The organism is Streptomyces pluripotens (assembly GCF_000802245.2).
GTDB classification, from domain to species: Bacteria; Actinomycetota; Actinomycetes; order Streptomycetales; family Streptomycetaceae; genus Streptomyces; species Streptomyces pluripotens.
The window spans coordinates 1,945,795-1,971,329 of the sequence record NZ_CP021080.1 but is presented as its reverse complement, the minus strand read 5'-3'; the positions used below and the strand labels follow the sequence as shown (position 1 = coordinate 1,971,329).

Genomic DNA, 25,535 nt, shown 5'->3' with positions numbered 1-25,535 from the left:
GGCTCACAGCGTTGCGAACGACGCGGCTGCCACCTGCTGTGGCCTCTTGCTCTGTCCGACCACGCGCGCAAGAACGATCGCGAGGGGAGGCGCAGCCATGTCCGATGCATGGCAGCGGACGGACGAGACGAAGGGGGACGGGGACGCCCGGCCACGGGACGACCAGTCCCAGGGTGCGGACGCTACGCTGCATCTGCGGGTCGATGCGCTCCGCGCCGACGCCACGATGCAACTGCGCGTGCCGCCTCCGCCTCCGCAACCGGAACCGTCCGGTACCGGCGGCCGGGCCGCCCGCCGGCACGGCACGGGCCCTTCCCGCGCTCGTCCGACGGCCCGGGCCACGCCGGCCACCGCTCTCGGGTCCCGGCTCGCGCCGCTCGCCCGGTACGCCCGCCGCCTCAGACCGCGCTACCCGCGTCCTGGACGCACCGGATGGCGCCGCTGGATACCGTCCTGGCGCCAGTGGCTGGGATCCGTGCTGTCGGGTTGCGGTCTGGTCACCTTGTTCCTGGTCGTCGCGTACGCTGCCACGGACATACCCGACAACCTGAACTCGTACGCCACCCAGCAGGACAACGTCTACTTCTGGTCCGACGGAACGCCGATGGCCCGGACCGGCTGGGTGCAGCGGCAGGCGATGCCACTGAAGGACATACCCCAGGACGTCCGCTGGGCGGTGATAGCGGCGGAGAACGAGACGTTCTACACCGATCCCGGTATCTCCCTCAAGGGCATCACACGGGCCGTGTGGCGCACGGTCGGCCAGGGTGACACGGAGGGGGGCTCGACGATCACGCAGCAATACGTCAAGAACGTCTACCTCAACCAGAACCAGACGATCAGCCGGAAGTTCACCGAGGCCATGATCGCCCTCAAGCTCGACAACAAGATGAGCAAGGACCAGATCCTGGAGGGCTACCTCAACACCAGCTGGTTCGGCCGCGGCACCTACGGCATCCAGCGTGCTGCCCAGGCCTACTACGGCAAGGACGTCAGCAAACTCAACGCCTCCGAGGCGGCCATGCTCGCCTCGCTGCTCAAGGGCGCCGGCCTCTACGACCCGACCCTCAGCAAGGCCAACCACCGCCGGGCCGTGCAGCGGTGGAGCTGGATCCTGGATCGCATGGTCAAGATCGGCAAGCTGTCGCCGGCCGAGCGGGCCACGTACAAGACATTTCCCGAGCCGCTGAAGTCGAACCCGCTCTACGACACCGGTGAGCAGAGCGACTATCTGGTGGAGCTGGCCTCGCAGTACGCGAAGAAGGCCGGACACTTGACCGACAAGCAGTTCGACCTCGGTGGCTACCAGATCTACACCACCTTCGACCGCAAGCGGGAGAAGGCGCTCACCGACGCCGTCACCAAGGTCCGCAAGCAGGCGAAGAAGCAGAACCCGGCCGCGGCGAAGAGCGGCCACTACGGTGCCGCCTCGGTGGCCGCCAACGGCCGGATCCTCGCCGTCTACGGTGGTCCGGACCACCGCAGACAGGGATACAACGAGTCCAACGCGACCACCGTACCGGCCGGTTCGGCGTTCCTGCCGTTCGTCTACGCCGCCGGGCTCCAGCACGGTGTCCACAAGACGCGGGTGGGGCCCGCCACGCCCGTCACTCCGTACAGCGTCTACGACGGCGATGACGCCGTGCCCGTCTCGACCCCCGAGGGGCCCTACTGGGACCGCAGTGGCAGAAAGGTTGCCGCACGCAACGACGGTGGCAAGTCCTACGGGCGGATCACCCTGCGTCACGCCCTGGCTCAGTCGGTGAACACGCCCTTCATGCAGTTGGGCATGGACACCGGCCTGGACAAGGTGCGGCAGACCGCCGTGGCATCCGGGCTGCTGCGCTCCAGCATCGGCCGCCAGGTGCCCGAACTGTCGATGGGCACCTCCACGCCCAGCGCGATCCGCATGGCGAGCGGTTACAGCACGTTCGCCGCCGGGGGCAAGCACACCGATCCGTACTCGGTGAGCCGGATCACCCGCAACGGCACCCCGGTCGCCCTGGCCACCCCGCGACCGAAGCGTGCCGTCAGGGCCGGTGTGGCCGCGGATGTCACCGAGGCGCTCACCGACTCGTTCCGGGCCGCCCACCCGTCCGTGGCCGGCACTAAGGCGGGAGTGTCCGGCAAGGCCGGCAGCAATGAGAAGGACACGGCCGCCTGGTACGCGGGTACAGCCGACTCCGTTTCCACTGCGGTCGTCGTCTACCGGATCGACCTGGCGAAGTCCCTGGAGCCGCTGCCGCTCCACGGACTGGCCGGAACATCCACCGACAGCGTGCCGTACAACCTCTGGTCGGTGGCGATGGGTCTTGACTGACGTCGGACCCGTACCACCCCCGCCCCCCTCGGAGAATGAGCCGCCCATGTTCCGAAAGAAGTCATCGACGGGGCGCCGTCGCGCCCCCGCCCGCCGACGCGTACCCGCCGTCAGCCGCCCGCAGGTCCTGACGCTGGCCGCTTTCCTCGTCACGACCTCTCTGGTCGCCGGCTATCTGGCGCTGAACCGCCCGGACCACACGGCGCCGACCGCCGCTGCCGGCAAGGCGCCCGAGGAAGCCACCCCGCAGGCCACGCCGTCCGTGCAGTGGGACGGCAAGACGAAGATCCTCGGTGACGGCTCCACGTCCTACACGGGCCCGCAGAAAGGCCTGTTGAAGCCGGTGCCGCTCAAAGCGGGTGAGAAGCCTCCCCAGTTCGTGGTCTTCTCCTGGGACGGTGCCCTGGAAGGCAGCGACCACCTCTTCTCGCACTACCGGGAGATGGCCGAGCAGTACAACGCCCACATGACCTTCTTCCTCACGGGCATCTACCTGCTGCCCAAGAGCAAGAAGTCCCAGTACCACGGCCCGCAGCACTCGCCGGGTGACGCCGCGATCGACTACGCCACCGATGAGCACATCCGCGCCACGCTGGGCGAACTCCGCAAGGCCTACAACGACGGCAACGAGATCGGCACCCACTTCAACGGCCACTTCTGCGGCCCCAAGGGCGGCGGTGACTGGAGCGTCAAGGAGTGGAAGAGCGAGATCGACCAGTTCTACGACTTCGTGGAGCACTGGAAGACCAACACCGGCTACAAGGACATACCCGCGCTGCCCTTCGACTTCAGGAAGGAGGTCATCGGCGGTCGCGCGCCCTGCCTGGAGGGCCAGCCGAACCTGCTGAAGGCCATCAAGAACTACGGCTGGCGCTACGACGCCAGCTCCCCCGGCGACTTCCAGATATGGCCCAGGAAGAAGAGCGGCATCTGGGACTTCCCACTGGAGATGCTCCCGTACGAGAACGGCAAGTTCCAGGGCCTGTCGATGGACTTCAACTTCCTCTACAACCAGTCGGACGGCGAGACCCACGGCGATCCGTCGAAGTACGCGGAGTGGGAGCAGACGACCGTCAACTCCTACATGGCCGGCTTCAATCGCGTGTACTACGGCAGCCGCGCCCCGCTGTTCATCGGCAACCACTTCGAGGACTGGAACGGTGGCATCTACATGAAGGCCATCGACCAGATCATCAAGAACGTCTGTACCAAGAAGGGCGTCAAGTGCGTGTCCTTCAGGGAACTGACCAACTGGCTCGATGCGCAGAAGCCGGCGACGCTCCAGCGGCTGAGGACGCTCGATCCGGCGCAGGCGCCCGACTGGTCAACGTTCATCAAGTGAGCTTCCCGGACTGTTCGTTCCACTTGTGCAACAGTCTTCACACCGGACACACGTTTCGTGCAAAGATGCCTCGCCCGGTAGGTGTACCGGCATAGAGGGGAAACATCATTGAAATCAAGAAGACTGAGTCGTAAGCGGAGCCGTACCGCGATAGTCACCGCCGCCGCGGCCTCCGTGGTCGCCGGTGTGGCACTGGTGCCCAACTGGACTGCGGGCGCAGCGGTTACCGACGACCCGACCGTGAACCCGGCGACCAAGGCAACCTTCCAACGGCTGGCCGACGCGGTGTTCACCGACCGCACGCAGGCGCTGGTGGATGGTTCGGGGCACGGCAAGAGGAAGCAGCGCACGAAGAGGTTCTCCGGCAGGGTGCGCCTGTCGGGCAAGCAGTCCCGCGAGGAGCGCTCGGCGCTCGCGCAGCTGCAGGGGCGCAAGTCCCGCCTCGCGAAGCTGGGCGAGAAGTACAGTGCCGGCCACACCAGCGTCAAGCTGGACGCCACCCAGGTGCACGGGCGGCGCGCCACGGTCGACGTCACCGAGACCACGTCTCTGACGTATCGGAAGGTGAAGGGCAACGAGCCGAAGACCACCGGCTTCCAGGCCCACCACGAGTTGACCTTCCGCGCCGACCGGCGGGGCAACTGGCAGCTGACCCGCATCAAGGACACCGACGACGGTTACCTTGCGGTCAACCAGGTTGCCCAGCCGACCGTCACCAAGGCGGACGCGGCCACGGACGACGGTCCGCCGGACGCCCCCCGCGCCTCCACCTCGTGGCCGGCCCCGTCCAGGCCCAAGGACTTCTCGTCCTCGGGCTACGACTACAAGGCCATGGCGGACTACGCGGCCAAGTACTGGAACCACTACAACCCGGCCTACCCCGACTTCAACGGGGCGGGCGCCGGCGGCGACTGCACCAACTTCGTCAGCCAGTCCCTGAAGGCGGGTGGCTGGAAGCATGTGCCGGGCTACACGTACGACTACCACAAGTGGTTCGGGAACTCCGAGATCCAGTCGGACTCGTTCGTCGGCGTCAACGAGTTCTCCTGGTTCGCCCTGTCCTCCAAGCGCGTCACCAGCCTCTCCAACGTCTACCAAATGGACGTCGGTGACGTGCTGCAGATGGACTTCAACAGGGACGGGTCCAAGGACCACTCCATGATCGTCACCTACCGCAGCCGGTGGGGCGTGCCGTACGTGACGTACCACTCCACCAACACCTACAACAGGTCGGTGGCGAGTCTCGTCGCCTCGTACCCGAACGCGGCGTTCTACGCCTACCGCACCTGACTCTGGTCCCGGCTCCCCGGCTCCCGCGGCTGCTCCGGCCGCTGCGGCGATGCCTCGGGGTGCCGGGCCCTCCAGTAGGGGTTGTCGTGCGGCAGGGCGGAACCCACCCGGCCGTACATCCCGAAGGTCATCAGCAGCAGGCCCACGATGAAGCTGAACAACACGTTCTGCATCCTGAAGGCCAGGAAGTTGCTGTCGGTGTCCAGCAGACCGAGGAACAGGAAACCGTTCAGCAGGAACAGCACGCCGAACACCATGTTCAGCGTGGACGCGACGTTCCCGCCGATGACCATGCCCACGAAGAGGATCACCCCGACGCAGATCGACAGCACGCTCAGCGCGCCGTTGGTGTTCAGCCCGACGACCGTGTCACCACCCGTGTTGAAGAATCCGATCTGGTCGAGCAGGCCCAGGATGCCGAAGACGACGAGGAACAGGCCGATCAGGCCCGCACCGATCCGGTAGACCAGGTTCAGCCGGTGGTCAACAGGCAGGTGTTCGTCGAACCGGATCCGCCGTCGCGGCCCCGTGTGCACTGTGTGTGTGGCCATATCCGCCTCCCTCGGGCGTTAGCGGAGGCCCTTCGTCCATCTCAATATCCGCCTGCCTACCACCACCCGGCAACACGCGCGGGTCGGATCGGGCATCAATGCCCGCCGCCGCGTTCCTCACGGATCTGCGCCACCACCCGCGCGACCGTCTGCCGTACCGCATCCGTCTCGGTCAGGAAGTGCCAGTAATCGGGGTGCCGGCCACCCTCCAGGGTGCCGATCGCCCGCTCCAGCCGGGCCACGGCGTCGTCCAGCGGCCGAGCGTGCCGCGGATCGGGGGTCGTACGGCCGGTCATCGCCAGCCGCTGGGCGTCCCGGATCGCGAACCGGGTACGGTCGATCTCCGCCTGCGGATCCTTCTGCACGGCGTTCAGGCTGTTCAGCCGGTCACCAGCGGCCGAGACCGCTTCGTCCGTGGCATTGAGCAGGGCTCGCACGGTCGACAGCAGCGAGCTGGCGTCCGGCCAGCGCTGGGCCTCCCGCGCCGTCTGTGCCTCGCGGAGCTTCAGTTCGGCCTGCCGGACGTTCTGTGCGGCCTGTTCCGGTACCTGCTGCAGATCTTGCCAGCACGCGGCCGCGAATCGGCGCCGCAACTCGCTGAGCACCGGCTCCACCTGCCCGGAACGCGTGGTCAGCGCCTGGGCCCTGGTCCTCAGGGAGACCAGCCGGTGATCGATTTCGGCCGCCTTCTCCGGCAGCCGCTCGGCCTCGGCCCGGATCGCCCCAGCCTCCCGCTGCACCCGCTCGGCCCGCTGAAGCGTCTGGTCCACGCCGTGCTGTCCGGCTCCCTGGTTCAGCATGGTCAGTTCCGGGGAGAGGGCGGCCAGCCGCGCGGCGAGGTCATCGGCCCGCAGACCGTGCTCCCGCACGGTGTCCAGGGCGTTGCTCGCCGCCAGCAGCGACTGCCGGGCCCGTTCCACGGCGGGTGCCAGCCGGGCGAGCTGGGTCTCGGCCTTCCCGAGGAGCGGCCCCAGCGAGCTGCCGAACCGGTCCAGCTCCTGTTTGACCCGAAGCAGCTCGTCCTTCGCCGCGGTCAGCTCGGAACGCGCGCGTCCGGCCGTCGCGGCCGTCAGGTCGTCCCGGTCGAGATCATGGGCGTCGACGGCGTGGATGTACCGCTGGCTGACCTCGTCGATCCGCCCGCCGAGCGCCTCGAAGTCGGCGACGACACGCTGAGCGGCCGGGGAGTCGTCCACGGCCGTGATGGTCTCGATGGAAATCCTCAGGTCCCGCTGGGCGGTGTCGAGTTCGTAGAACGCCGCTGCGGCGGCGTCCTTCGCGGCCTGCGCCTCGACCCGCTGGCTGTCCGCGCGCCCGCCGAACCAGCGCCGGGTGCCCCCGCCGGCGAACGTGGCGGACAGCCCGAGCGCGACCAGCACGGGCAGCCCCATCAGGGTGAGGGCGTCGCGCAGAGCCGTGGGCCGGCGAGGAGGTGCCGCGTGTCGTCCAGCGTGCGCGGGCCGTGCGGACGGCGACTGCGCCGTCTCACGGTTGCGCCGGGGCCGTGCGGTCGGCGGCGGTGGGTACGGCTGCGAAGGTGGCGTGCCCGGTGTCGCCGTCACATCCCTCTCCCGTGCTGTGGTTCGCCGTGGGTGGTGCCTGCCATTGTCCCACCCGTTGAAGACGAACACACGGGCCGGTCAGTTCGTTGTGCGCACCGTGACCTTTCCGTTCGAGGACGGGATCGACACCCGGTGCCCGCGGGCGTCGTCGCGGGGTACGGACACCGGCGCCGTCCCGTTGTCGGACCCCGCGAGCACCCGGTGGGCGCCCTTGGACAGGGCGACCGTCACGGGCTCCGTTGTCGCGGGAGGCATCCACCCGCTCGCGCGGCTCGGAGAGCCTGACGTCCGCCGAGCCGTTCCGAAAGGGGCGTCCGGTTCCCGAGGAGGTGTCCACCGAGCCGTTCCGGAAGAGAAGAGGGGCCAGCCCCACCCCCTCTTCCGTGCCCGCACGGGACACAGTCGGCGCGGGTTTGCGCGCAACGACCCCGGCACGGATTTGCCGCGCACAGGTCCCGGCAAGGTAGGCTGTCGACTCGTCCCGGGCAGCGATCCGGGCCTTCGGGGTGCGTAGCTCAGGGGTAGAGCGCCTGCCTTACAAGCAGGATGTCGGCGGTTCGAAACCGTCCGCGCCCACCGTCCGGCCCCTCGGAGGAGTCTCCGCGGGGTCTCTTCCACGAGGCGTCCAGGGTTTTCCGCAGTTCCGAGGCTCCTCGTGATGCTTCCGCCGTGGTCCACGGTCTTCCGCAGTCTTGCGTGACCACGGTCTTCGTGGTGGTTCTGGGTTCGTCGCGACGGGCGGCGCCGAAGCCGCTCAGCCATTGTCTTCGGTCGCCGTCCCTTCGTGGGCGTACTTGAGGTTCCTGCGGGCTTCCACCCGATCCGCCGCGGCGACCTCGGCCCAGAAACGGTGCGTGCTGACGAACACCGCGAGTTCGTGTTCGCGGCGCCGCAGCTTCTCCACCTCGGCCTGTTCGTTCACCGTCCAGCCGGGGGACGCGGGCCGTTCCACCTTGCGCCAGCCGCTGTCGTCATGGAAGCCGTCCATCGGTTCCACCGACCAGGGAAGCCGTTTGAGCAGGGCCGACAGCTCGGCCCGGACCCGATGCAGTTCCTCCTGGCCGGCCAGGAGGTCACGGGGGAATCCAGAGGTCGTAGCCACGCGGTAATGCTACGCCTGTTCGATTTAGCGGAGCGAATCCGCTTGCCCGTCCCTCGGCGCGGGTGACACCCGTGCCGGGTGGGCGTGCCGGCCCGGACGCGGGCCTTCAGTGCCCGAAGGCCAGTGCCGGCACGCCTGGTGAACGACTGGCGGCGTTCAGTGACCGGCGTCCCGTAGCTCTCGTACGAGGCGTGCCGTCACCGGCACGGGCACATCGTGCCGCCCGGCCGCGCGCAGCAGCGCCCCGCCGATCGGGTCGAGTTCGAGCGGGCGGCCCGCCTCGGCGTCGCGCTGCATAGACGACTTGGCACCGGGTGGGAAGGCGTCGTAGCGGCGCAGGGCCTGTGCCGGGTCGGCGGGGGCACCGCAGGCGAGGCTGACCGCGGCGGCCTCGGCGACCAGTGCCTCCAGCTCCTCCCCGTGGCGCGTGCGGGCCTCGTCGAGCGGGAGGCGGTAGCGCGTGGTGAGCAGGGCGAAGGGAGCGAGGAACGTCAGCTTCGCCCACAGGGCCGCCGTCTCGTCCCCGACCGCGCGGGCCGTCGTACCGGCGGCGGTGAGGGCGTCGGCGAGCCCGTCGAGACGCGTACGGGGCACGGCGTCGCCGGCGAGGTCGATCTCCGTGAATGGGCTGCCGTGTTCGATCACGCCGGGAGCCAGCCGGGTGGACTCCACGCGGATCACGGCCGGGGCGACTCGGTCGGGCCGGTAGCGGGCGCGCAGCGTGGCGGGGTGCTCGACGCCGTTCAGGAGCGGTACGACGAGGGCGTCACCGAGGACGGTGGGCGGGACGCGGGTGAGGGCGGCGTCGAGTGCGGTGTGCTTGACGGTGATCAGGCACGCGTCGACCGGTTCGCGCAGTTCGGTGTCCGCCTGGACGGGGGCGGTGAACTCGCCGAACTGTGCGCTGCGGACGGCTATTCCGGTGCGGCGCAGCGTGTCCGCCGTGCTGTCCTGGGCCAGGCAGATGACGCGATGGCCGGAGCGGGTCAGAAGGGCGGCGAGGAGGCCGCCCGTGCCGCCGGGGCCGAGTACGGCCACGGTGTACTGGGTCGCCATGAGGCTGTTCCTTTCGACGGTCGGCCCCGGGTCGGTGGCCGCCTTCGCCGTGATCATCGCAGGAGCGGCCGGGCTGCGGAAGACTGGTGGCATGTGCCGGAACATCAAGACGCTGCGCCCGCCCGCACTGCCCGGTGAGGCCACGGACGAGGACATCCGTGCCGCCGCGCTGCAGTACGTCCGGAAGGTCTCGGGCTTCCGGGCCCCCGCCGCCCACAACCGCGAGGTCTTCGATCGTGCGGTGACCGCCGTGGCCGAGGCCACGGCGGAGCTGCTCGGTGACTTGCAGGTGCGAGGGAGCGCCGCCGGGCGCCCCGGGGGCGGGGCGGGCTAGCCAGATGCGCCGACGGCCCCTGCTGTGTGGACAACTCAGTTCTGCGTATAGGACGTTGAAGTAGGCGGAGTCGGGAGTGGGGCCTGTTCCGCGGTAGCCGGACGGGCATGATGAGGCAGGCCGTCCGCCTTCCGCGGACAGTTCGCCGTCATGCGCCCCAACGCCCGGGAGTCACGCCTTTGTCTGCACCGAACCAGGAATCCACCGCGGTCTCCGTCGCCCTGGTCGGGGCCGGACCGCGCGGAACCAGCGTCCTGGAGCGTCTCTGCGCCTCCGTACCGGAACTGCTGCCGCCCGGGGTCCGACTGACGGTCCATGTCATCGACCCGGCGCCGCCCGGCCCCGGCCGGGTGTGGCGGACCGACCAGCCCGCCGAGTTGCTGATGAACACCGTGGCGAGCCAGGTGACGCTGTTCACCGACGCCACCGTGGACTGCTCGGGTCCGATATGCCCGGGCCCCAGCCTGTACGAGTGGGGGCGGGCCGGGACCGAGATTGGCCCGGACGACTATCCGTCCCGGTCCCACTACGGCCGTTATCTGGCGTGGGTGTTCGCCAAGATCGTCCGCGAGGCCCCGGAGGCGGTCCGCGTGCACGTCCACCGGGCCTGCGCCGTAGAACTGGAGGACGAAGCCGACGGCCGCCAGGTGCTCACCCTCGACAACGGACGAGTACTGCCGGGCCTGGCAGCGGTGGTCCTGATCCAGGGGCACCTGGCCGTCGTCGGCGACGAGGAACAGCGACGTACCGCCGGTTACGCGGCCCGGCACGGCCTGTGCCACGTTCCGCCCGCCAATCCGGCCGACGTCGACCTCGGTGCGCTCCGGCCCGGGGAGCCCGTGCTGCTGCGTGGACTGGGCCTCAACTTCTTTGATTACGTAGCGCTGTTGACGACCGGTCGAGGTGGCCGCTTCGTGTCGCGCGGATCTGACGACGGACTGCGGTACCTGCCCTCTGGTCGGGAGCCCCGGCTGTACGCCGGTTCGCGGCGTGGGGTGCCGTACCAGGCGCGCGGTGACAACGCCAAGGGCCCGTACGGCCGGCACGCCCCCCTGATCCTCACGCCGGAGGTGATCGCCGGGTTCCGCAAGCGCGCCGACTCCGGTGAGGCCTCCGATTTCCTGACCGGCATATGGCCGTTGGTGGCGAAGGAGGTGGAAGCGGTCTACTACGGCGCGCTGGTCCGCCAACCGGACTTCGTGCCGCGGTTTCTCGCTGTGCCGCACGGTGCCCCTCAAGAGGCCGCCCTGCTGGACGAGTTCGCGGTTCCGGCGGGCGATCGGTGGAACTGGGAGCAGATGTCCCGTCCGTACGGGGAACGGGAGTTCACCGAACCGGGGGAGTGGCGCACCTGGCTGCTGGGGTACCTGCGCGCGGACGCCGCGCAGGCAGCCCTGGGCAATGTGCGCGGGCCGCGCAAGGCCGCGCTCGATGTGCTCCGGGACCTGCGCAACGAGCTGCGGCTGCTGGTCGATCACGGCGGGCTGAGCGGGGCCTCCCGCCGGGCTCACCTGGACGGCTGGTACACCCCGCTCAACGCCTTCCTCTCCATCGGTCCGCCCCGGCGCCGCATCGAGGAACTGACGGCCCTGCTCGCGGCGGGTGTGGTGGAGGTGCTCGGCCCCCGTCTCGAGGTGCACACGCGGGACGCGGCCTGGGTGGCGTACTCGCCGGACGTGCCGGGCTCGGCAGTGCGCGTGACCACTCTCATAGAGGCGCGTCTTCCGGTGCCGGATCTGCGGCGCACCGCCGACCCCCTGCTCGCGCGGCTGCTGGCGGACGGGGGCTGCCGACCGCACGCCGTGGACGGTTACGAAACGGGAGGGCTGGACGTAACACGGCGGCCCTATCGCCTGATCGACCGTCAAGGTTGCGTCAACAAAAGGAGGTTCGCTTTCGGAGTGCCGACGGAAGGCGTCCACTGGGTGACTGCTGCCGGCGCTCGTCCAGGTGTGGATTCGGTCACTCTTTCGGATGCCGACGCGGTGGCACGGGGTGTCCTGCGTGCGGCGGTTCCCGGGGCGGGGTCACAGGCAGGGGTGGAGAAATGGCCAGATGTTGAACTTGCAAGTATTGATTAGGGGCACCTAACCTTCCCTCACTCGGTACCGCCGCTCCCCTGGCCGACCGCGTTGTCCCCCCTGTCCCCTGGCGCCGGCCGGCCCGACCGACACCGAAGAGGAGAACCCTCTATGTCCCCACGTCTCAACGCCGCTCAGCCCTACGTCGTCGGGCTGTTCCGCGTCATCGTCGGCCTGCTCTTCGCGGTGCACGGCACCGCCTCGCTCTTCGGCGTCCTCGGGGGCGCGAGGGGCGGCCACGGCGGCGCGATCGAGGCCGGCACCTGGCCGGGGTGGTACGCGGCCGTGATCCAACTGGTCGCCGGCGCTCTGGTGCTCCTCGGCCTCGGCACCCGCGGGGCCGCGCTGATCGCCTCGGGCTCGATGGCCTACGCCTACTTCGACGTTCACCAACGGGCCGCCCTGTGGCCCATTCAGAACGGCGGCGAGTTGTCGGTCCTGTTCTGCTGGTCGTTCTTCCTGCTGGTCTTCACGGGCTCCGGCGCCTTCGGCCTCGACCGGTTCCTCGGCCGGCGCACAGCGGCGGACGGCGAGACCGCCGCGGAGCGGGCGCCCATAGCGGCGTGAGCCCCAGGGTCACCTGAGCCCCCCGCGGATCTTTCGTCGCACCCCCGGCGTACGCTGTATGGCTGTCAATGGGGGAGTGACGGGAGTCGCCGTGTTCGAGAGTGTGGGGTCGCTCGCGGCCGGGCCATGGATATACGTCGTGGTGGCCCTGTCGGTGCTGCTTGACGTGTTCCTGCCGGTATTGCCGAGCGGCGTGCTCGTCATCACGGCCGGCACCGCCGCGGCAGCGGGTTCGGGCGCCGCGGCGGGCCGGGTCCCGCACGGCGTTCCGGACACCCTGGCCCTGGTCCTCTCCGCGGCGACCGCCTCGCTCCTCGGTGACCTGGCGGTCTACCGACTGGCCTGGCGGGGCGGGGAGCGCCTGGACCGGGCGATCGCCCGCTCCAGGCGGCTGACCACCGCGCAGGAACGTCTCGGCGACGCCCTCACCCGGGGCGGCGGTGGGCTCGTGATCCTGGCCCGCTTCGCCCCGGCCGGCCGTTCGGTCGTCTCCCTGTGTGCTGGCGCCGCGCACCGGCGCGCCCGCGACTTCCTGCCCTGGTCCGCCCTGGCCGGCCTGTTCTGGGCCGCCTACAGCGTGGCCCTCGGCTACTACGGGGCCCAGTGGCTGGGCGCGACCTGGCTGGCCACGGTGGTCTCGGTGGCCGCGCTGTTCGCGGCCGGGGCGGTGGCCGGTTTCCTGGTCCGGCGCCGTCCGGCCTGAAGCCCGTCGGGGCGACGCCGTCTGCGTGGGTTGCCCGCCCACGCCATACGAGCCGTGAGCTCGGGCACCGTCACACCGGACTGGGGCGATGTCGGCCCCACCAACAGGACAGCGGAGCGGAGCGCCGAGTGCCCCATTTTGGCTGCCAAAGTTTGACCGGAGTGAGCCACGCACGGCTGCGCCCGACGCACGTGCTGTGGAAGCAGCGGAGGCAGTCGGAGTCGCTCTGGTGAGCTGATCGAGTAGGACGTCAGCCATGGCATGCTCAGCGACCAAGCCTCGGAGGGCGTCTTCAGCGATGTAGCGGTAGCTCTGCGGCGGGTGGAAGGTGCCACCGGCCCGAAGGTGGGCCAGCGGCACGGGTTCTTCCAGCCGTTCGGGGGCTTCCGGCAAAAGCGCCGATGCCTGGGCTGCGCCGTCCATGGAGGTGTCGTACTCGGCGCGGCTGATCCCTGTTTCGGAACGATGCTGCTTCCACACCTCGGCGGGAGATGCGGTGTCGACGCGAGCAACGCGCGTGGTGCCGACGAGTGCCATGACCGGCGAGGTGGAGTGTAAATCTAACGGCGGATCCGACGATCAAGGGAGAGACGTCAAGCGCCCCAAATCGTTCCAGCAACCCTTCGGCGAGCGCGTCGGCGTCATGCGCTGGTTGCGGATTCCCGTCCAAGAAGACCTGAAAAGTGAGTCTCCCCCCCGGTGGGAGAGTTGTCGAAACTGCGAATAGCCCGTAAAGGATGCTCGGCCGGATCTCCGGTTGGCCGACGTAGCCGCAGCCCTGCGGGCAGGGCACCTACTTCCACGGCTGCCCGTGCGGTTCCGACCGGTCCCCTCCCGGTGGCGTCCGAACGGCGTACTAATCTGACCGCTCCTCATTACCTACAACAAAGGACGGTTCATGTCCCGTACCACCCGTCTTGCCGGTGCCGCGCTGGTTGCCGGCCTGGCGCTGGCCGTCTCGGGCTGCTCCAGCAGCGGCACGGCGACCGGCGGTGTTGCTGCCTCCCCCGCCGCCTCGGCGCCGGCTTCTCCGTCACCTGTCGACCACACGCTGACCAAGGCTGCGCTGCAGCAGGCCCTGCTGACCAGTGCGGAGGTACCGGCCGGCTTCAAGGCATCCAAGCCCGACAAGGGTGAGGACATGTTCGGCAAGGCCGATACCACAATGCCTGCCAGCTGCCAGCCCATCGCCGACATCGCGGCCAACGACGCGGCCATCAGGCCGTCCGCAGCGGTGGACCAGGACTATCCGCAGCCTGCCAAGGCATCAGCGATGATCTCCAGCCGTCTCGTCTCTTACCCGGCGGGCGACGCCGAGAAGGCCATGACCGCGCTCAAGGCGGCTGTGAAGTCCTGCGCCACCTACAAGAGCAAGAGCCCGGACGACGGGAGCATCACCCGGTTGCGGCTCGCCGTCCAGCCGGGTCCCGCGCTGGGCGACGACGCCGTCACGCTGGACGCGACGGGTGACGTCCAGGGCCACGCCCTCACGATACGCCTGGTCGACATCCGCATCGGCTCGTCTATGGCCGTCTTTACGAGCTTCGACTTCAAGGCCGCCAAGGTGCCTGCGGTTCCGCAGCTGCTGATGGCCAAGCAGGTCGAGAAGCTGAAGACGGCAGCCACCGGCTGACTCGGGATCGGTCCGGTGGTGCGTGGCCGCACCACCGGACCGGACATCCCACCGGCCCTGAGAGGCATTTTCTAGTGCTCTGACCGGGAAGGTTCGCCGGGGCGGTAGCTTCGCCTCGATAGTCTGCACGGCGTGATCGACTCATACGCGAGCTCTGACGATGCTGCAGTCGCGATAGCCGGGGCGCGGGCTGGCGCGGACGTGGTCCGCAACATGTACGGCCAGCGGCTCAACCGCATCGACAAGGGTGCCGGGGACTTTGCCACCGCCGCCGATGTGGAGGCCGAGAAGACGATCCTCGGCGTCATCCGTGCGGCACGGCCCGATGACGCGGTGCTCGGCGAGGAAGGCGGGGAGCAGGGCGCTGCTGACGCTGTGCGCCAGTGGTTGGTGGATCCCCTGTGCGGCACGCTGAACTACGCCGTCGGCAACATGCTGGTGGCCGTCAACGTGGCGTTGCGCGGTGGGGCGGCGGCCGTGGCCGACCCGTTCAGCGGCGAGGTCTTCTTCACCGACGCGGCGACCGCCTGGGTGCGGCATGACGGGGCCGACGACGCACTGCTGACTCCCACGCCCGCTACCCGATTGGTGGACGTCAACCTGGATCCGCCGTTCCCGAGTGCGCCGGGATTCCGGGCCGTGGAACTGCTGGCCCATCCTGGGTTCATCGAACGTTTCCGGCCGCGCGTCGTATCCACGACGCTGGCGCTGGCCTGGGTGGCTGCCGGCAAGCGCGCTGCGTATGTCACCGATGGCGGCGACCTCTCCAGGAGCGTGCATTTCGCGGCTGGCATCGCTTTGTGCCGGGCTGCTGGCTGCGTTGTCACCGGGATCGACGGTGCCCCGATTGGGGAGGCAGGTCGTGGGCTTGTGGTTGCCGCCGACGACGAGACCCACAGGCTGCTGATGTCGATGATGCACTGCCGAAGCTAGTGCTTTGACCGCATGGGTTTTCGTCGGGCTGGGTCAGGTTGCGGCCTGGAGGGGCCTGCCGCCCCAGTGGACGCCCTTCTCGCTGCGGATCCGGGCACGTTCACGGCGTTGAGCTGTGAGGGCGTCTGGGTGGCGGACGTTGGCGTTGCGCCAGCGCAGGTAGGCGTGGAGGGCCCGCGTCTGGGCGGTGTGGTTGCGGTGGTTGGAGTTGGCGACGGTGAACTGCCGCAGCGGTCCGAAGTGGGCCTCGATCGGGTTGGCCCAGGACGCGTAGGTCGGGGTGAAGCACAGGCTGACCTTGTTCTTCTTCGCTCAGCGACGGATGTCGGCGCCTTTGTGGGCGGACAGGTTGTCCAGAATCACGGAGATCGGGGCCCCGTCGGGGCGGGCGGCACGGATCGTCTTCAGCGCGGCCAGGGTGTTCACGGCACCTTTCTTGCGGCGGTTGACGCCCCACAGGGTGTCGTCGCCGATCGAGTAGCAGCCGTGGAAGTAGCGGACCCCGTAGGTGCGGTGGTAAGTCGCGGGATGCCGGTCGGGCGGCCGAAGGCAAGCCGTGCTCACGCGCCACCCAGGGTCCGGGGTTTCGCGGTGGCGCGGGGTCCTGCCCTGTCGGGGCGGGCCGTCGACTGATCGTTCACGTCGTGCCGCCGGTGCGCCGGGGTGCCGTGGCGCGAGTGGTGCCCGGTGCGGCTGACGGTCGCACGGCGCGTGCCGTGTGCGACGTTCGTGCCGTCCTGCTTCGCAGAGGGCCCTATCGCGGTGCTGCCGGCGCCGCCGTCGGTCAGCCGGGTGCCGCTCATGGTGATCCGGGCGGAAGTCCGCCATCCCGTACCCTGGACGGCGCAGAAGGGGAGTAGCTCTTCGCCGGATCGTCGACATACTGCTCAGCCAGGCTGGGCCGGCGCCCGGAGGCGGATCTCATGGGCCGCCCAGCGAGACCTTCGGCAAGCAGTGCACGCCCGTGCCCACCGGCGCGGGCGCAGCGTGCGCTGCCGTGCCGAGGTGTTCTTGTGTGACGTACCGCACTCTCGGCGGGGCAGCCCCGACCGATTGAGGAACCTTGATCAGCATCACCGTGGCGGCGCTCGTCTTCGGCGTCGTCTTCCTCGCCGAGTTGCCGGACAAGACCGCGCTCGCCGGCCTCGTCCTCGGCGCCCGCTACCGCGCCTCATACGTCTTCACGGGCGTCGCGGCCGCCTTCCTGCTGCATGTCGTGCTCGCCGTCGCGGCCGGGAGTGTGCTGACGCTGCTGCCGCAGCGGATCGTGTACGCCTTGACCGGTGTCCTCTTCCTCGGCGGTGCCGCGATGATGCTGTGGCAGAAGGGCGGGGACGAGGAGGGGGTCGAGAAGCCCGAGGGTCAGACCTTCTGGAGAGTTGCGGGGACGGGCTTCACGCTCATCCTGGTGGCCGAATTCGGCGATCTCACGCAGATCATGACCGCGAACCTCGCCGCCCGCTACGACGCCCCGCTCTCCGTCGGCCTCGGCGCGGTGCTCGCTCTGTGGGCCGTCGCCGGACTCGGCATCGCCGGTGGGAAGGCTCTGATGAACCGGGTCCCGCTTCGGCTGATTACGCAGGTGGCCGCGCTGCTGATGTCGGTGCTCGGGGTGTGGAGCCTGTGGGAGGCCGTGGCGGGCTGAGTCGGGTGGCGGGTGAGTCCTGCACGCGTCACCGTGCCGGGTGAGTTGTGCGTGAGCCCTGCGCCAGGTGGGTCCTGCCTGCGCCAGGTGGGTCCTGCGTGACCCGTGTCAGGTGAGCCCCCAGCCCTTTCATGAGCCCTGCTGCAGGTGAGCCGTGCGTGAGCGCTATGGGAGGGTCTACATCTGAGTCCTACGGCTGAGCCTTATGGCTGAGCTGGCGGAACCCGGTCCGGATTTTGTACCGTAGGGAAACAAAGTGGCTCCCGCCCGTTTTCCCTGACCGGCGGGTGGGGCCGCCTTGTCCCTCCGGAACCTCGGGGGGCCTGCGGGGACCGCCCGTACGTCCCCTCACCCGCCCCTTGGAGCTGCCGATGACGGCCACCGCCGCGTCCACCGTCCTCACCGCCCGCGCCCTCCTGCTCGACATGGACGGCACCCTCGTCAACTCGAACGCCGTGGTGGAGCGCATCTGGCGCAACTGGGCCGAGCGGCACGGCTTGGACGGCGACGAGGTGATGAAGGTCGTCCACGGCCGGCAGGGACACGCCTCCATGGCCGTGCTCCTGCCCGATCGCCCGGTGCAGCAGAACCTCGCGGACAACACCCGCATGCTCGCCGAGGAGACTGCCGACACCGACGGCGTGGTCGAGATCCCCGGCGCGAGTGCCTTCCTCGCCTCCCTGCGCGGTCTCCCGCACGCCCTGGTGACGTCCGCGGACATCGCCCTGTCCACGGCCCGAATGGCCGCCGCCGGGCTTGCCCTGCCCGGCGTCCGTGTCACCGCCGAGTCGGTGGGCGCCAGCAAGCCCGACCCCGAAGGCTTCCTCAAGGGCGCCGCGGACCTGGGTGTCGATCCGGCCGACTGCGTCGTCTTCGAGGACTCCGGCGCCGGCATCGAGGCGGGGCGTGCCGCGGGGATGCGCGTCGTGGGCGTCGGGCCGCGCGCCTGCACCCACGGACCCGACGTGACCGTGCGTGACCTCACCCAAGTCCGTGTCCGGGCTACGACCGACGGGACCATCCGGCTGCACATCGGCTGACGCGCCGCAGCCGTCCCGAGCCTGGCCCGGGACGGTTCGCCGACGTGCCGCAGCCGGCTGTGGGCGCGGTGTGCTCCGGGCCCGGCCTGGGACGGTTCAAGAGGCCGTGCACCACAACACCACCCAGGATGGAAGGGATGCATCCCAGCCGACCCGGGAGGTCTCCATGGCCCTGGACACGCACGGCACGACGGAGGACGTGAGCGGCGGCGAACACGTCCCGGGCAACGTGTTCGTCCCGATCGGCGCCCTGCTTCTCGGGCTGCTGCTCGCCGCGCTCGACCAGACCATCGTGTCGACCGCGCTGCCCACCATCGTCAGTGACCTCGGCGGTCTGGAGCACCTGTCCTGGGTGGTCACCGCCTATCTGCTGGCGTCGACCGCCGCCACTCCGCTGTGGGGCAAGCTCGGCGACCAATACGGGCGCAAGAAGCTGTTCCAGACCGCGATCGTCATCTTCCTCATCGGCTCGGCGCTGTGCGGCATGGCACAGAACATGCCCGAGCTCATCGCCTTCCGCGCGGTGCAGGGCCTCGGTGGCGGCGGGCTGATAGTGCTGTCCATGGCGATCGTCGGCGACATCGTCCCGCCGCGCGAACGCGGGCGTTACCAAGGCCTGTTCGGCGCCGTGTTCGGCGCCACCAGTGTGTTGGGGCCGTTGCTCGGCGGGGTGTTCACCGAACACCTCAGCTGGCGCTGGGTGTTCTACATCAACCTGCCCGTCGGCGTCGTCGCCCTCGCCGTCATCGCCACCGCCCTGCACATCCCGCGCCGTGCCGCCCGCCACGCCATCGACTACCTCGGCACCTTCCTGATCGCCTCGGTCGCCACCTGCCTGGTCCTGGTCGCCTCGCTCGGCGGTACGACCTGGGCCTGGGGCTCGGCACGGATCATCGGGCTCATCGTGCTGGGCGTCCTGCTCGTCGTGGCGTTCGTCGCCGTGGAGCGCCGGGCCGCCGAACCGGTGCTGCCGCTCAAGCTGTTCCGCATCCGGACCTTCACGCTCTCCGCCGTGATCAGCTTCATCGTCGGCTTCGCCATGTTCGGCGCGATGACCTACCTGCCGACCTTCCTCCAGGTCGTGCACGGCGTCTCCCCGACCCTGTCCGGCGTCTACATGCTGCCGATGGTGTTCGGGCTGCTGCTGTCCTCCACAGGGTCCGGGCAGATCGTCAGCCGCACCGGCCGCTGGAAGGTGTTCCCCCTGGCCGGAACGGCCGTCACCACGATCGGCCTACTCCTGCTGCACCAACTGGACGAGCACAGTTCGACGGCCGAGATGAGCATCTACTTCTTCGTCTTCGGTGCCGGTCTCGGCCTGGTCCTCCAGGTGCTCGTGCTCATCGTGCAGAACGCGGTCTCCTACGAGGACCTGGGCGTCGCCACCTCCGGTGCGACCTTCTTCCGCTCCATCGGTGCCGCGTTCGGCGTCGCGATCTTCGGCACCGTCTTCGCCAGCCGCCTCGGCGACAAGCTCGCCGAGGCCCTCCGCGGGGTGCGGCTGCCGCCCGGCGCCACCGTCGACGCCCTCAAGTCCGATCCCCGGGGCATCGCCGCCCTGCCGTCCGCGCTGCGCCCGGCGGCCCTGCAGGCGTACGCCTCCGCCATCACCGACGTCTTCCTATACGCGGCGCCCGTCGCCGCGCTGGGCTTCGTACTGGCCTGGTTCCTCAAGGAGGACCCCCTGCGCGGCTCGGTCACCGCGCCCGAGGGCTCCGAGACCATCCCGCCCAACCCGGTCGAGCGTTCCTCCTACGACGAGGTGTACCGCGCGCTGTCCGTCTTCGGCACCCGCGAGGGCCGCCACGAGGTCTACCGGCAGATCACCGAGCGGGCCGGCTACGACCTGCTGCCGGCGGCCAGCTGGCTGCTGCTGCGCGTCCGCAGGTACGGCTCTGTAGAGCCGGCCGTGCTCGCCGAACGCGGCCCCGTCCCGCTCCAGACGGTCCTGGCCGCGGTCCGTCAGGTCGAGGAGCGGCGCCTGGCCGAACGCCGGGGCCTGGAGCTGTTCCTGACCGACTCCGGCCGTGACGCTGCCGAACGGCTTGCAAAGGCCCGCGAGGAGTCCCTGGCCGACCTGCTCGGCGACTGGTGGCAGCCGGGACGCTCCACCGACCTGACGCAGCTGGTGAAGGAGCTCACCGGCGAGTTGTGCGGAGCCGAGCGTGAGCGGCCGCACGACGGTCCGATGAAGGAGGCTGGCTGACGACCTGGTCCGCCATCAGCTCCTTGCAGAACCAGTGTTCGGCGTACGGGGAGTCATTGTGCGGTGCGGTCTCGGTGTAGCCGAGGCGGGCGTACAGGGCGCGGGCCGCCACCAGATCGGAGCGGGTGTCGAGGACGATCCGCCGGGCGCCGAGAGCACGGGCGGCCTCCTCCGCGGCCACCACGAGGAGCGCCGCCCCGCCGCTGCCGCGCATCCGCTCCCTCACGAAGACCCGGGTGAGTTCGGCCGTGTCCGGGTCCAGGAGCCGTACCCCCGCTGACCCGGCCGGCTCACCCGCGTACCATCCGACGAGCAACTGACCCGTCGGTGGCGCGAGTTCAGCACCCGTCTCGGCCGCGATCTCCCGCTCCAGCTCGTCGGGGTCGGTGCGGTGCCCCTCGTGCAGCACGTACCAGCGGTCGCTGACTTCCGTGTAGTACGCCCGCCACAGCGCGGCGGCGGCAGGCGAGTCGTACGGCTCCGGGGTGATCATCCACGTCATGCCGGTCATGATCGGGCGCTGCCGTGCGCCGTCCGCAACTGCATAAACACGAGCCGGAGGAGTCCAGGACACTGCCTGTCGTGAACCCTACGGGTCGCCTCTACGCCCGCGTCGAGGAGTCGCGCGCCGCCGCGCCCCGCCCGACACACGGTCCCGGCCCCGGTACCGGTCAGCTGTGGCCGGTCGGCGCGACCACCGGCAGCCGGCCGCCCCTAGACCGCCGGCCCCGGTGTGTCCCCGCGTGCCGTGGGACCTCCCCCGGCGGTGGCCCTGCGCTGCCGCCACTCACGTACGACCTCCTCGACGTTGTACGGCTTCTTGCCCAGGGGCGGGCCGGGCGGCGGCTTGAACATCATGTCGCGGATCTTGACGTTGACGTCCTCGATGAGCTTCCGGACGACCCTCTCCGAGGGCGCCGCGTACGCCGCCCCGAGCGCGTCTTCGGCCTCTTTGCGCAGGGCGAGGGCGGGTGGCAGCACGGCCAGCCCCTCGCGCGCCATCTTCCGCTTCACCCACCACAGTTCGTCATAGGTTGCCTCGAGGTCGGCGGGCAGCGGCTCGCCCGTCCCCGGCAGCCGCTCGAACTCACCGCGGGCCTGCGCATCGCGGATCTGCTGGTCGACCCAGGACTCGAACGGGACGCCCGGTGGCTTTCGCTCGGTCATGAGCCCATTGTGCCGGACGCGGCCCGGTCGGGCGTTTTATCATTCGGCGGCGGTATGCCGCTCCGGCCACCGCACCAGAACCTTCGAACGCTGCAGCACCTGCTCCACCCGCTGCAGCCGCTTTACTGCTTCAGGGGGAACCAGGCGTGCTCGAACTGACCATGGCCACCGTCTCGGGGGCCGATTCGGGGACCACGGCCGGGATGTCGATGGCCGAAGCGCCCAGCGAGCCGGGCGCCGTGCTCCGGGTCGGCCGTGACGCGTCGGTGTGCCGGCTGGTGACCCCGGAGGACTGGCTCTTCGTCTCGCGTGTCCACCTGGAGTTCCTGTGCGGTCCCGACGGGGGCTGGCAGTTGACCTGGCTGCACGGCTCCCAGGCCGACCCGGCGTCCGAAGTGCGTTTGATCGTGGGGGAGTACGCGCAGCGTGTCGCCTACGGTGCGACCGTGCTGCTGCCGCAGGGCGGGACCGGTGAGATCATTGTCCAGGACCGCACCGCGCCCCGCAGTGTCAACGTGGGGTTCTACCACGAGGGCTGAGCCGGCGGGCGGAGGTGGAGATCCCCGAGTGGACCACGCTGCTCAGGCCCGTACCCGGGTCAGGCCAGTACCCGGGCCATGGCGAAGCCGTCGTAGCCCTTGCTGCCCACCGTCTGGATCGCCGTGCCGCTCAGCCTCGGGTGGCCTGCGATCAGTTCGATCGCGGCGCGGGTGCCGACGATGTCCGGCTCGGTGCTGCGCGCGTCGGTGATCCGGCCGCCGCGCACCACGTTGTCCAGGACGATCAGGCTGCCCGCCCGGGTGAGCCGGAGCGCCCACTCCACGTAGTGCGCGTTGTTGGCCTTGTCGGCGTCGATGAACACCAGGTCGAAGGGGGCCGGGTTCTCGTCGGCGAGTTTGGGCAGCGACTCCAGGGCCGCGCCCACCCGCACCTCCGCGATCCGCTCCAGACCCGCACGGGCGAGGTTCCGGGCGGCCACGTCGGCGTGCTTGGCGTTGTACTCCAGCGAGACCAGTCTGCCGTCCTCGGGCAGGGCGCGGGCCATCCAGATCGTGCTGTACCCGCCGAGTGTGCCGATCTCCAGGATGTTCCGCGCGCCCTGTACCTGGGCGAGCAGCTGCAGGAACTTGCCCTGGGTGGCCGTGACGCTGATGGGCGGCAATCCGGCGGCACCGCTGTCCCGCAGAGCCGCCCGGAGCGCCTCGTCATCGGTGGAGAGTTGGCTGCTGAAGTAGTCGTCGACGTCGTTCCAGAGCTGCGCCCCGCTCATGCGTCTGCTGCCTTTCCCGAGTGTCTTCCCGAAGCTCCGTGGTCCTGCCCGCACCGATCATCTCAGCCGGGTGGCGCGGATGGGGCGATCGGCGGCGGGGGCTGTACGGGTGGCGGCGGGATCACCGGCCAGCACGCACGCTCGCGCCGCCCGGTGTCCGGCGGTCATGAAGAGTGGCCTTCGTTCCCGCTGTTACCAGAGATACAGCCGGGGATACAGACGAAGTCGGGTGTCCGAATGGTTCCGGGCAGCTGTGACGCTTCTCGCGCCGTCCCGGGGGCCACCGGACCCTCCCCGCGGCTATCGTCGTCCGGACCAAAGGCGGACGGACGACAGGTGAAGCGGGGGTTGCCTGCGTCCTTCTCCGGGGGGTCTGCGAGCCTCATAGGGTTCGCGGTGGGAACCCGGCGCGCACGGCGCCCGGGACGTAGGGGCGGGAGGCCGACGAGGCGTGGCGAACGTGGAGCACAGCGGACGACCGACGGATGCCTTCGGGCCGGCTGAACCGGGAGCGCGCCTGCGCGCGGCCCGGCTCGCGCTGTGGGCGGTGGCGGCGATCCTCGCCGTACGGCAGATGACCGTCGTCCTCACCACCCCGAGCGGCCGGCGGCTCACCGACCTGGAGACCTGGGTCGGCCCCCACGGCGTCCTCCACGTGAACGGCTCGCTCTACGACTCGACCCGCTTCACCGGCACCCCCTTCGCCGGCCTGGTCCTGAAACCGCTCACCCGTTCCGCGCAAGTGGCCCTCGGCTGGAGCTGGACCTTCGGCACCCTGCTGCTCGTCGCCGCCCTCGGCCTGGTCGCCGCACGCGCGCTGCCCCAGCCGGTCAGCCGCCGCACCTCGCTGCTGGCCGCGCCCGTGGCGGTCAGCCTGCTCATGCTGTCACTGCCGGTCCGCAACACCCTGTGGCTCGGCCAGACCAGCATCATCCCGGTCCTTCTCGTCCTGCTCGGCTGCTTCACCGTACGCGGAGCACGGGCGGGCGGCCTGTGCATCGGCGTGGCCGCCGCCCTGCAACCGACCGTGCTGCTCTTCGCCCCGCTGCTGTGGTTCACCGGCCGCCGCAGGGCGGCCCTCACCACGGCCGGCACCTTCGCCGCATGCACCGTGCTCGCCTGGGCAGCGATGCCGCACGACTCGTACACCTACTGGGTGCACCATGTGGCCGGAGTGGGCCTTGGCGGTCCGGCCGACGGCATCGCCAACCAGTCGCTGCACGGCGCACTCCTGCGCCTCGGCCTCGCCGGCCCGGTGGAGATCACTCTCTTCCTGCTCCTGAGCGCCGCCGTCGCGGCCCTCACCCTGCGCCGCGCCGCCGACTACGCCCGCGACGGCCAGCTCCTGCTCGCCGTGGCGATCACCGGCTGCGCCGCCGTGGCGATCTCACCCACCGCCTGGCAGCACCAGCTGCTGTGGGTGCTGCTCGCGGCGGTCGGTCGGGTCGGCAAGCGGGCCTCGGACCGGTACGTCTGGCCGGTGGCGGTCATCCTCGTGACGACACTGCCGGCGAAGATGATGCTCCCGAACATGCCGGCGCTCTACCCGCTGCGCGACGACCTCGTCCTGCTCACGGCCCTGGCCGCCGCCACGGTCGTCCCCTTCCTGCGCCGCACCTCGCCGTACTACCGGACGCCCGTGCCGACCCAGTACGCCCCGCGGGTCCCCGCCCGCTTCCGGCGCGTCCCGCTGCTTCCCTTCCTCCGTCGGGTCCTCACCCGCCCGAACCTGCTGCTGGAACTGCTCCTCATCCGCGTGGTCTATGCCGCCTACTCGCAGGTCCGCCTGGCCGCAACCGGTGGTAGCAGCACCGGGGGTCGCTTCACCGCCGAACACCACGGTCACCTCATCCTCGGACTCGAACGCTTCCTGCACATCGACATCGAGTACGGGGCCAACCACGCGGTCGTGAAGATCGGCTGGCTGCGGGACTTCTTCGACTTCTACTACGAGTCCTTCCACTTCGTCGTCCCGCTGACCGTCCTCGCCGTCCTGTACTGGCGCCGTCCGGTCGACTACCGCTGGGCCCGTACCTCCCTCGGCTTTGCCACTTTCCTCGCCCTGGTCGGCTTCTGGCTCTTCCCGTTGGCGCCACCCCGCCTGATGCCGACCCTCGGCATCATCGACACCGTCCACGGCGTCCAGGACTTCTCCAAGCCGGACTACGGCACCCTGACGGCCCTGACCAACCAGTACGCGGCGATGCCGTCCCTGCACTTCGGCTGGTCCCTGTGGTGCGGACTGGTCATCGCGATCATCGCCCCGAAGTGGTGGATGAAGGTCCTCGGCCTGCTGCACCCCTTCTGCACGGTCTCGGCCATCATCGCGACCGGAAACCACTGGGTGCTGGACGCGGTCGGCGGTGCGGCGGTGGTCACTGCGGGCTTCGGTCTGGCGTACCTATTCCAGGGACCCAGAGCCGCCGTCGCCGCCGCCTCGGCCCGCCCTGCACCCGAACCAGAGCGTCTCGTCGTCGCCGGAACCCGGTGACGCACCGTCCCACGTGTCGGCCACGGTCTCGGGCAGCGTGCGACCGCGTCCGCGTTCCGCGTCGTGGTCGGTCCCGTCCGGCCACGCGGAGCGGCTGGGCGAGGCCGCCGGTCGCCTCGGCCCGCTCGCCCGCCACTGCCGCGCCAGGAGCACGGCGCGGCGGCGGGCGGGCATGTGCCGCACGAGGTGACGGGCGGCGCCTGCACTGAGGCTGCCGGAGCCCTCCGCGCCGTCGTGGCCGC

General features: G+C 70.0%; 22 protein-coding genes, 1 tRNA gene and 1 pseudogene. 15 read left to right on the top strand and 9 right to left on the bottom strand.

The window, feature by feature from the left end; genetic code table 11:
- The first annotated feature begins 97 nt into the window (after positions 1-97).
- The 3 genes from LK06_RS08735 (at position 98) to LK06_RS08725 (ending at position 4,952) form a co-directional block, all read left to right on the top strand.
- Positions 98-2,320, top strand: a complete 2,223-nt coding sequence (locus LK06_RS08735) for a transglycosylase domain-containing protein (protein ID WP_374208141.1) — start codon at positions 98-100, stop codon at positions 2,318-2,320.
- Between the two features lie 46 nt (positions 2,321-2,366).
- Positions 2,367-3,662 carry a polysaccharide deacetylase family protein gene (locus tag LK06_RS08730; protein WP_039654484.1) on the top strand — a complete coding sequence of 432 codons (1,296 nt, stop codon included), beginning with the start codon at positions 2,367-2,369 and terminating at the stop codon, positions 3,660-3,662.
- Between the two features lie 186 nt (positions 3,663-3,848).
- Entirely contained in the window at positions 3,849-4,952 is a 1,104-nt protein-coding gene (locus LK06_RS08725; RefSeq protein WP_039654546.1) for an amidase domain-containing protein, read from the top strand.
- Here LK06_RS08725 and LK06_RS08720 read toward each other — a convergent pair.
- The 3 genes from LK06_RS08720 to LK06_RS33070 all read right to left on the bottom strand — a co-directional run bounded on the left by LK06_RS08720 (position 4,940) and on the right by LK06_RS33070 (position 7,296).
- Positions 4,940-5,503, bottom strand: a complete 564-nt coding sequence (locus tag LK06_RS08720) for a DUF4383 domain-containing protein (RefSeq protein WP_052270070.1) — start codon at positions 5,501-5,503, stop codon at positions 4,940-4,942. The genes LK06_RS08725 and LK06_RS08720 overlap by 13 nt on opposite strands.
- A gap of 95 nt (positions 5,504-5,598) precedes the next feature.
- Complete coding sequence (locus tag LK06_RS08715) at positions 5,599-7,065, bottom strand: hypothetical protein (protein WP_039654483.1); 1,467 nt, start codon at positions 7,063-7,065, stop codon at positions 5,599-5,601.
- A gap of 78 nt (positions 7,066-7,143) precedes the next feature.
- Positions 7,144-7,296, bottom strand: coding sequence for a hypothetical protein (locus tag LK06_RS33070; protein WP_159025164.1), 153 nt, complete (start codon positions 7,294-7,296; stop codon positions 7,144-7,146).
- 273 nt (positions 7,297-7,569) lie between these two features.
- Between LK06_RS33070 and LK06_RS08710 the strand changes: the two genes are divergently transcribed.
- Positions 7,570-7,641 (top strand) — tRNA-Val (locus LK06_RS08710).
- Between the two features lie 178 nt (positions 7,642-7,819).
- On the opposite strand, the gene LK06_RS08705 is transcribed toward LK06_RS08710, so the two are convergent.
- Positions 7,820-8,167 (bottom strand): hypothetical protein, encoded by a 348-nt coding sequence (locus LK06_RS08705; protein ID WP_039654482.1) that lies wholly within the window; start codon positions 8,165-8,167, stop codon positions 7,820-7,822.
- Positions 8,168-8,323: 156 nt separating this feature from the next.
- Positions 8,324-9,223 (bottom strand): ketopantoate reductase family protein, encoded by a 900-nt coding sequence (locus tag LK06_RS08700; RefSeq protein ID WP_039654481.1) that lies wholly within the window; start codon positions 9,221-9,223, stop codon positions 8,324-8,326.
- 91 nt (positions 9,224-9,314) lie between these two features.
- Between LK06_RS08700 and LK06_RS08695 the strand changes: the two genes are divergently transcribed.
- From LK06_RS08695 to LK06_RS08670, 6 genes are all read left to right on the top strand, one after another.
- Positions 9,315-9,557 (top strand): DUF2277 domain-containing protein, encoded by a 243-nt coding sequence (locus tag LK06_RS08695; protein WP_039654544.1) that lies wholly within the window; start codon positions 9,315-9,317, stop codon positions 9,555-9,557.
- Positions 9,558-9,667: 110 nt separating this feature from the next.
- Entirely contained in the window at positions 9,668-11,638 is a 1,971-nt protein-coding gene (locus LK06_RS08690) for an FAD/NAD(P)-binding protein (protein ID WP_078858821.1), read from the top strand.
- 111 nt (positions 11,639-11,749) lie between these two features.
- Positions 11,750-12,205 carry a DoxX family protein gene (locus tag LK06_RS08685; protein ID WP_039654479.1) on the top strand — a complete coding sequence of 152 codons (456 nt, stop codon included), beginning with the start codon at positions 11,750-11,752 and terminating at the stop codon, positions 12,203-12,205.
- A gap of 58 nt (positions 12,206-12,263) precedes the next feature.
- Positions 12,264-12,908 carry a DedA family protein gene (locus LK06_RS08680; protein WP_086083214.1) on the top strand — a complete coding sequence of 215 codons (645 nt, stop codon included), beginning with the start codon at positions 12,264-12,266 and terminating at the stop codon, positions 12,906-12,908.
- A gap of 898 nt (positions 12,909-13,806) precedes the next feature.
- Entirely contained in the window at positions 13,807-14,541 is a 735-nt protein-coding gene (locus LK06_RS08675; RefSeq protein ID WP_039654477.1) for a sensor domain-containing protein, read from the top strand.
- A 132-nt stretch (positions 14,542-14,673) separates the two neighbouring features.
- Positions 14,674-15,474, top strand: coding sequence for an inositol monophosphatase family protein (locus LK06_RS08670; protein ID WP_039654476.1), 801 nt, complete (start codon positions 14,674-14,676; stop codon positions 15,472-15,474).
- A gap of 33 nt (positions 15,475-15,507) precedes the next feature.
- Here LK06_RS08670 and LK06_RS08665 read toward each other — a convergent pair.
- Positions 15,508-16,020, bottom strand: a pseudogene (locus LK06_RS08665) (transposase); the annotation flags it as partial.
- Between the two features lie 517 nt (positions 16,021-16,537).
- Here LK06_RS08665 and LK06_RS08655 point away from each other — a divergent pair.
- The 3 genes from LK06_RS08655 to LK06_RS08645 all read left to right on the top strand — a co-directional run bounded on the left by LK06_RS08655 (position 16,538) and on the right by LK06_RS08645 (position 20,365).
- Positions 16,538-17,119 carry a TMEM165/GDT1 family protein gene (locus LK06_RS08655; protein ID WP_043433329.1) on the top strand — a complete coding sequence of 194 codons (582 nt, stop codon included), beginning with the start codon at positions 16,538-16,540 and terminating at the stop codon, positions 17,117-17,119.
- A 371-nt stretch (positions 17,120-17,490) separates the two neighbouring features.
- Positions 17,491-18,159: an HAD family hydrolase gene (locus LK06_RS08650; protein ID WP_039654473.1), complete on the top strand. Its 669-nt coding sequence runs from the start codon at positions 17,491-17,493 to the stop codon at positions 18,157-18,159.
- Between the two features lie 166 nt (positions 18,160-18,325).
- Positions 18,326-20,365 carry an MDR family MFS transporter gene (locus tag LK06_RS08645; RefSeq protein WP_039654472.1) on the top strand — a complete coding sequence of 680 codons (2,040 nt, stop codon included), beginning with the start codon at positions 18,326-18,328 and terminating at the stop codon, positions 20,363-20,365.
- Here the strand turns inward: LK06_RS08645 and LK06_RS08640 are convergent.
- Together LK06_RS08640 and LK06_RS08635 are read right to left on the bottom strand one after the other, a co-directional pair.
- On the bottom strand, positions 20,298-20,867 hold the full coding sequence (locus tag LK06_RS08640) for a GNAT family N-acetyltransferase (RefSeq protein WP_052270072.1): 570 nt from the start codon (positions 20,865-20,867) through the stop codon (positions 20,298-20,300). The two genes, LK06_RS08645 and LK06_RS08640, sit on opposite strands and share 68 nt — an antisense overlap.
- 212 nt (positions 20,868-21,079) lie before the next feature.
- Entirely contained in the window at positions 21,080-21,532 is a 453-nt protein-coding gene (locus tag LK06_RS08635; RefSeq protein ID WP_039654471.1) for a DnaJ family domain-containing protein, read from the bottom strand.
- Between the two features lie 146 nt (positions 21,533-21,678).
- Here LK06_RS08635 and LK06_RS08630 point away from each other — a divergent pair, with 146 nt between their 5' ends.
- Entirely contained in the window at positions 21,679-22,071 is a 393-nt protein-coding gene (locus LK06_RS08630; RefSeq protein ID WP_039654470.1) for an FHA domain-containing protein, read from the top strand.
- A 59-nt stretch (positions 22,072-22,130) separates the two neighbouring features.
- Here LK06_RS08630 and LK06_RS08625 read toward each other — a convergent pair whose 3' ends face one another.
- The gene (locus LK06_RS08625; protein WP_039654469.1) at positions 22,131-22,802 is read right to left on the bottom strand and encodes an O-methyltransferase; all 672 of its coding nucleotides are present in this window, start codon (positions 22,800-22,802) and stop codon (positions 22,131-22,133) included.
- 451 nt (positions 22,803-23,253) lie between these two features.
- Between LK06_RS08625 and LK06_RS08620 the strand changes: the two genes are divergently transcribed.
- Positions 23,254-25,293, top strand: a complete 2,040-nt coding sequence (locus LK06_RS08620) for a bifunctional glycosyltransferase 87/phosphatase PAP2 family protein (protein WP_039654468.1) — start codon at positions 23,254-23,256, stop codon at positions 25,291-25,293.
- Positions 25,294-25,535: the final 242 nt, after the last annotated feature.

What these genes read in the sequence shown, in the direction of transcription:
- LK06_RS08735 (WP_374208141.1), top strand. Translation starts at nt 98, where the DNA reads ATGTCCGATGCATGGCAGCGGACGGACGAGACGAAGGGGGACGGGGAC.
- LK06_RS08730 (WP_039654484.1), top strand. Translation starts at nt 2,367, where the DNA reads ATGTTCCGAAAGAAGTCATCGACGGGGCGCCGTCGCGCCCCCGCCCGC.
- LK06_RS08720 (WP_052270070.1), bottom strand. Translation starts at nt 5,503, where the DNA reads ATGGCCACACACACAGTGCACACGGGGCCGCGACGGCGGATCCGGTTC.
- LK06_RS08700 (WP_039654481.1), bottom strand. Translation starts at nt 9,223, where the DNA reads ATGGCGACCCAGTACACCGTGGCCGTACTCGGCCCCGGCGGCACGGGC.
- LK06_RS08695 (WP_039654544.1), top strand. Translation starts at nt 9,315, where the DNA reads ATGTGCCGGAACATCAAGACGCTGCGCCCGCCCGCACTGCCCGGTGAG.
- LK06_RS08690 (WP_078858821.1), top strand. Translation starts at nt 9,668, where the DNA reads ATGAGGCAGGCCGTCCGCCTTCCGCGGACAGTTCGCCGTCATGCGCCC.
- LK06_RS08685 (WP_039654479.1), top strand. Translation starts at nt 11,750, where the DNA reads ATGTCCCCACGTCTCAACGCCGCTCAGCCCTACGTCGTCGGGCTGTTC.
- LK06_RS08680 (WP_086083214.1), top strand. Translation starts at nt 12,264, where the DNA reads ATGGCTGTCAATGGGGGAGTGACGGGAGTCGCCGTGTTCGAGAGTGTG.
- LK06_RS08675 (WP_039654477.1), top strand. Translation starts at nt 13,807, where the DNA reads ATGTCCCGTACCACCCGTCTTGCCGGTGCCGCGCTGGTTGCCGGCCTG.
- LK06_RS08650 (WP_039654473.1), top strand. Translation starts at nt 17,491, where the DNA reads ATGACGGCCACCGCCGCGTCCACCGTCCTCACCGCCCGCGCCCTCCTG.
- LK06_RS08645 (WP_039654472.1), top strand. Translation starts at nt 18,326, where the DNA reads ATGGCCCTGGACACGCACGGCACGACGGAGGACGTGAGCGGCGGCGAA.
- LK06_RS08640 (WP_052270072.1), bottom strand. Translation starts at nt 20,867, where the DNA reads ATGACGTGGATGATCACCCCGGAGCCGTACGACTCGCCTGCCGCCGCC.
- LK06_RS08635 (WP_039654471.1), bottom strand. Translation starts at nt 21,532, where the DNA reads ATGACCGAGCGAAAGCCACCGGGCGTCCCGTTCGAGTCCTGGGTCGAC.
- LK06_RS08625 (WP_039654469.1), bottom strand. Translation starts at nt 22,802, where the DNA reads ATGAGCGGGGCGCAGCTCTGGAACGACGTCGACGACTACTTCAGCAGC.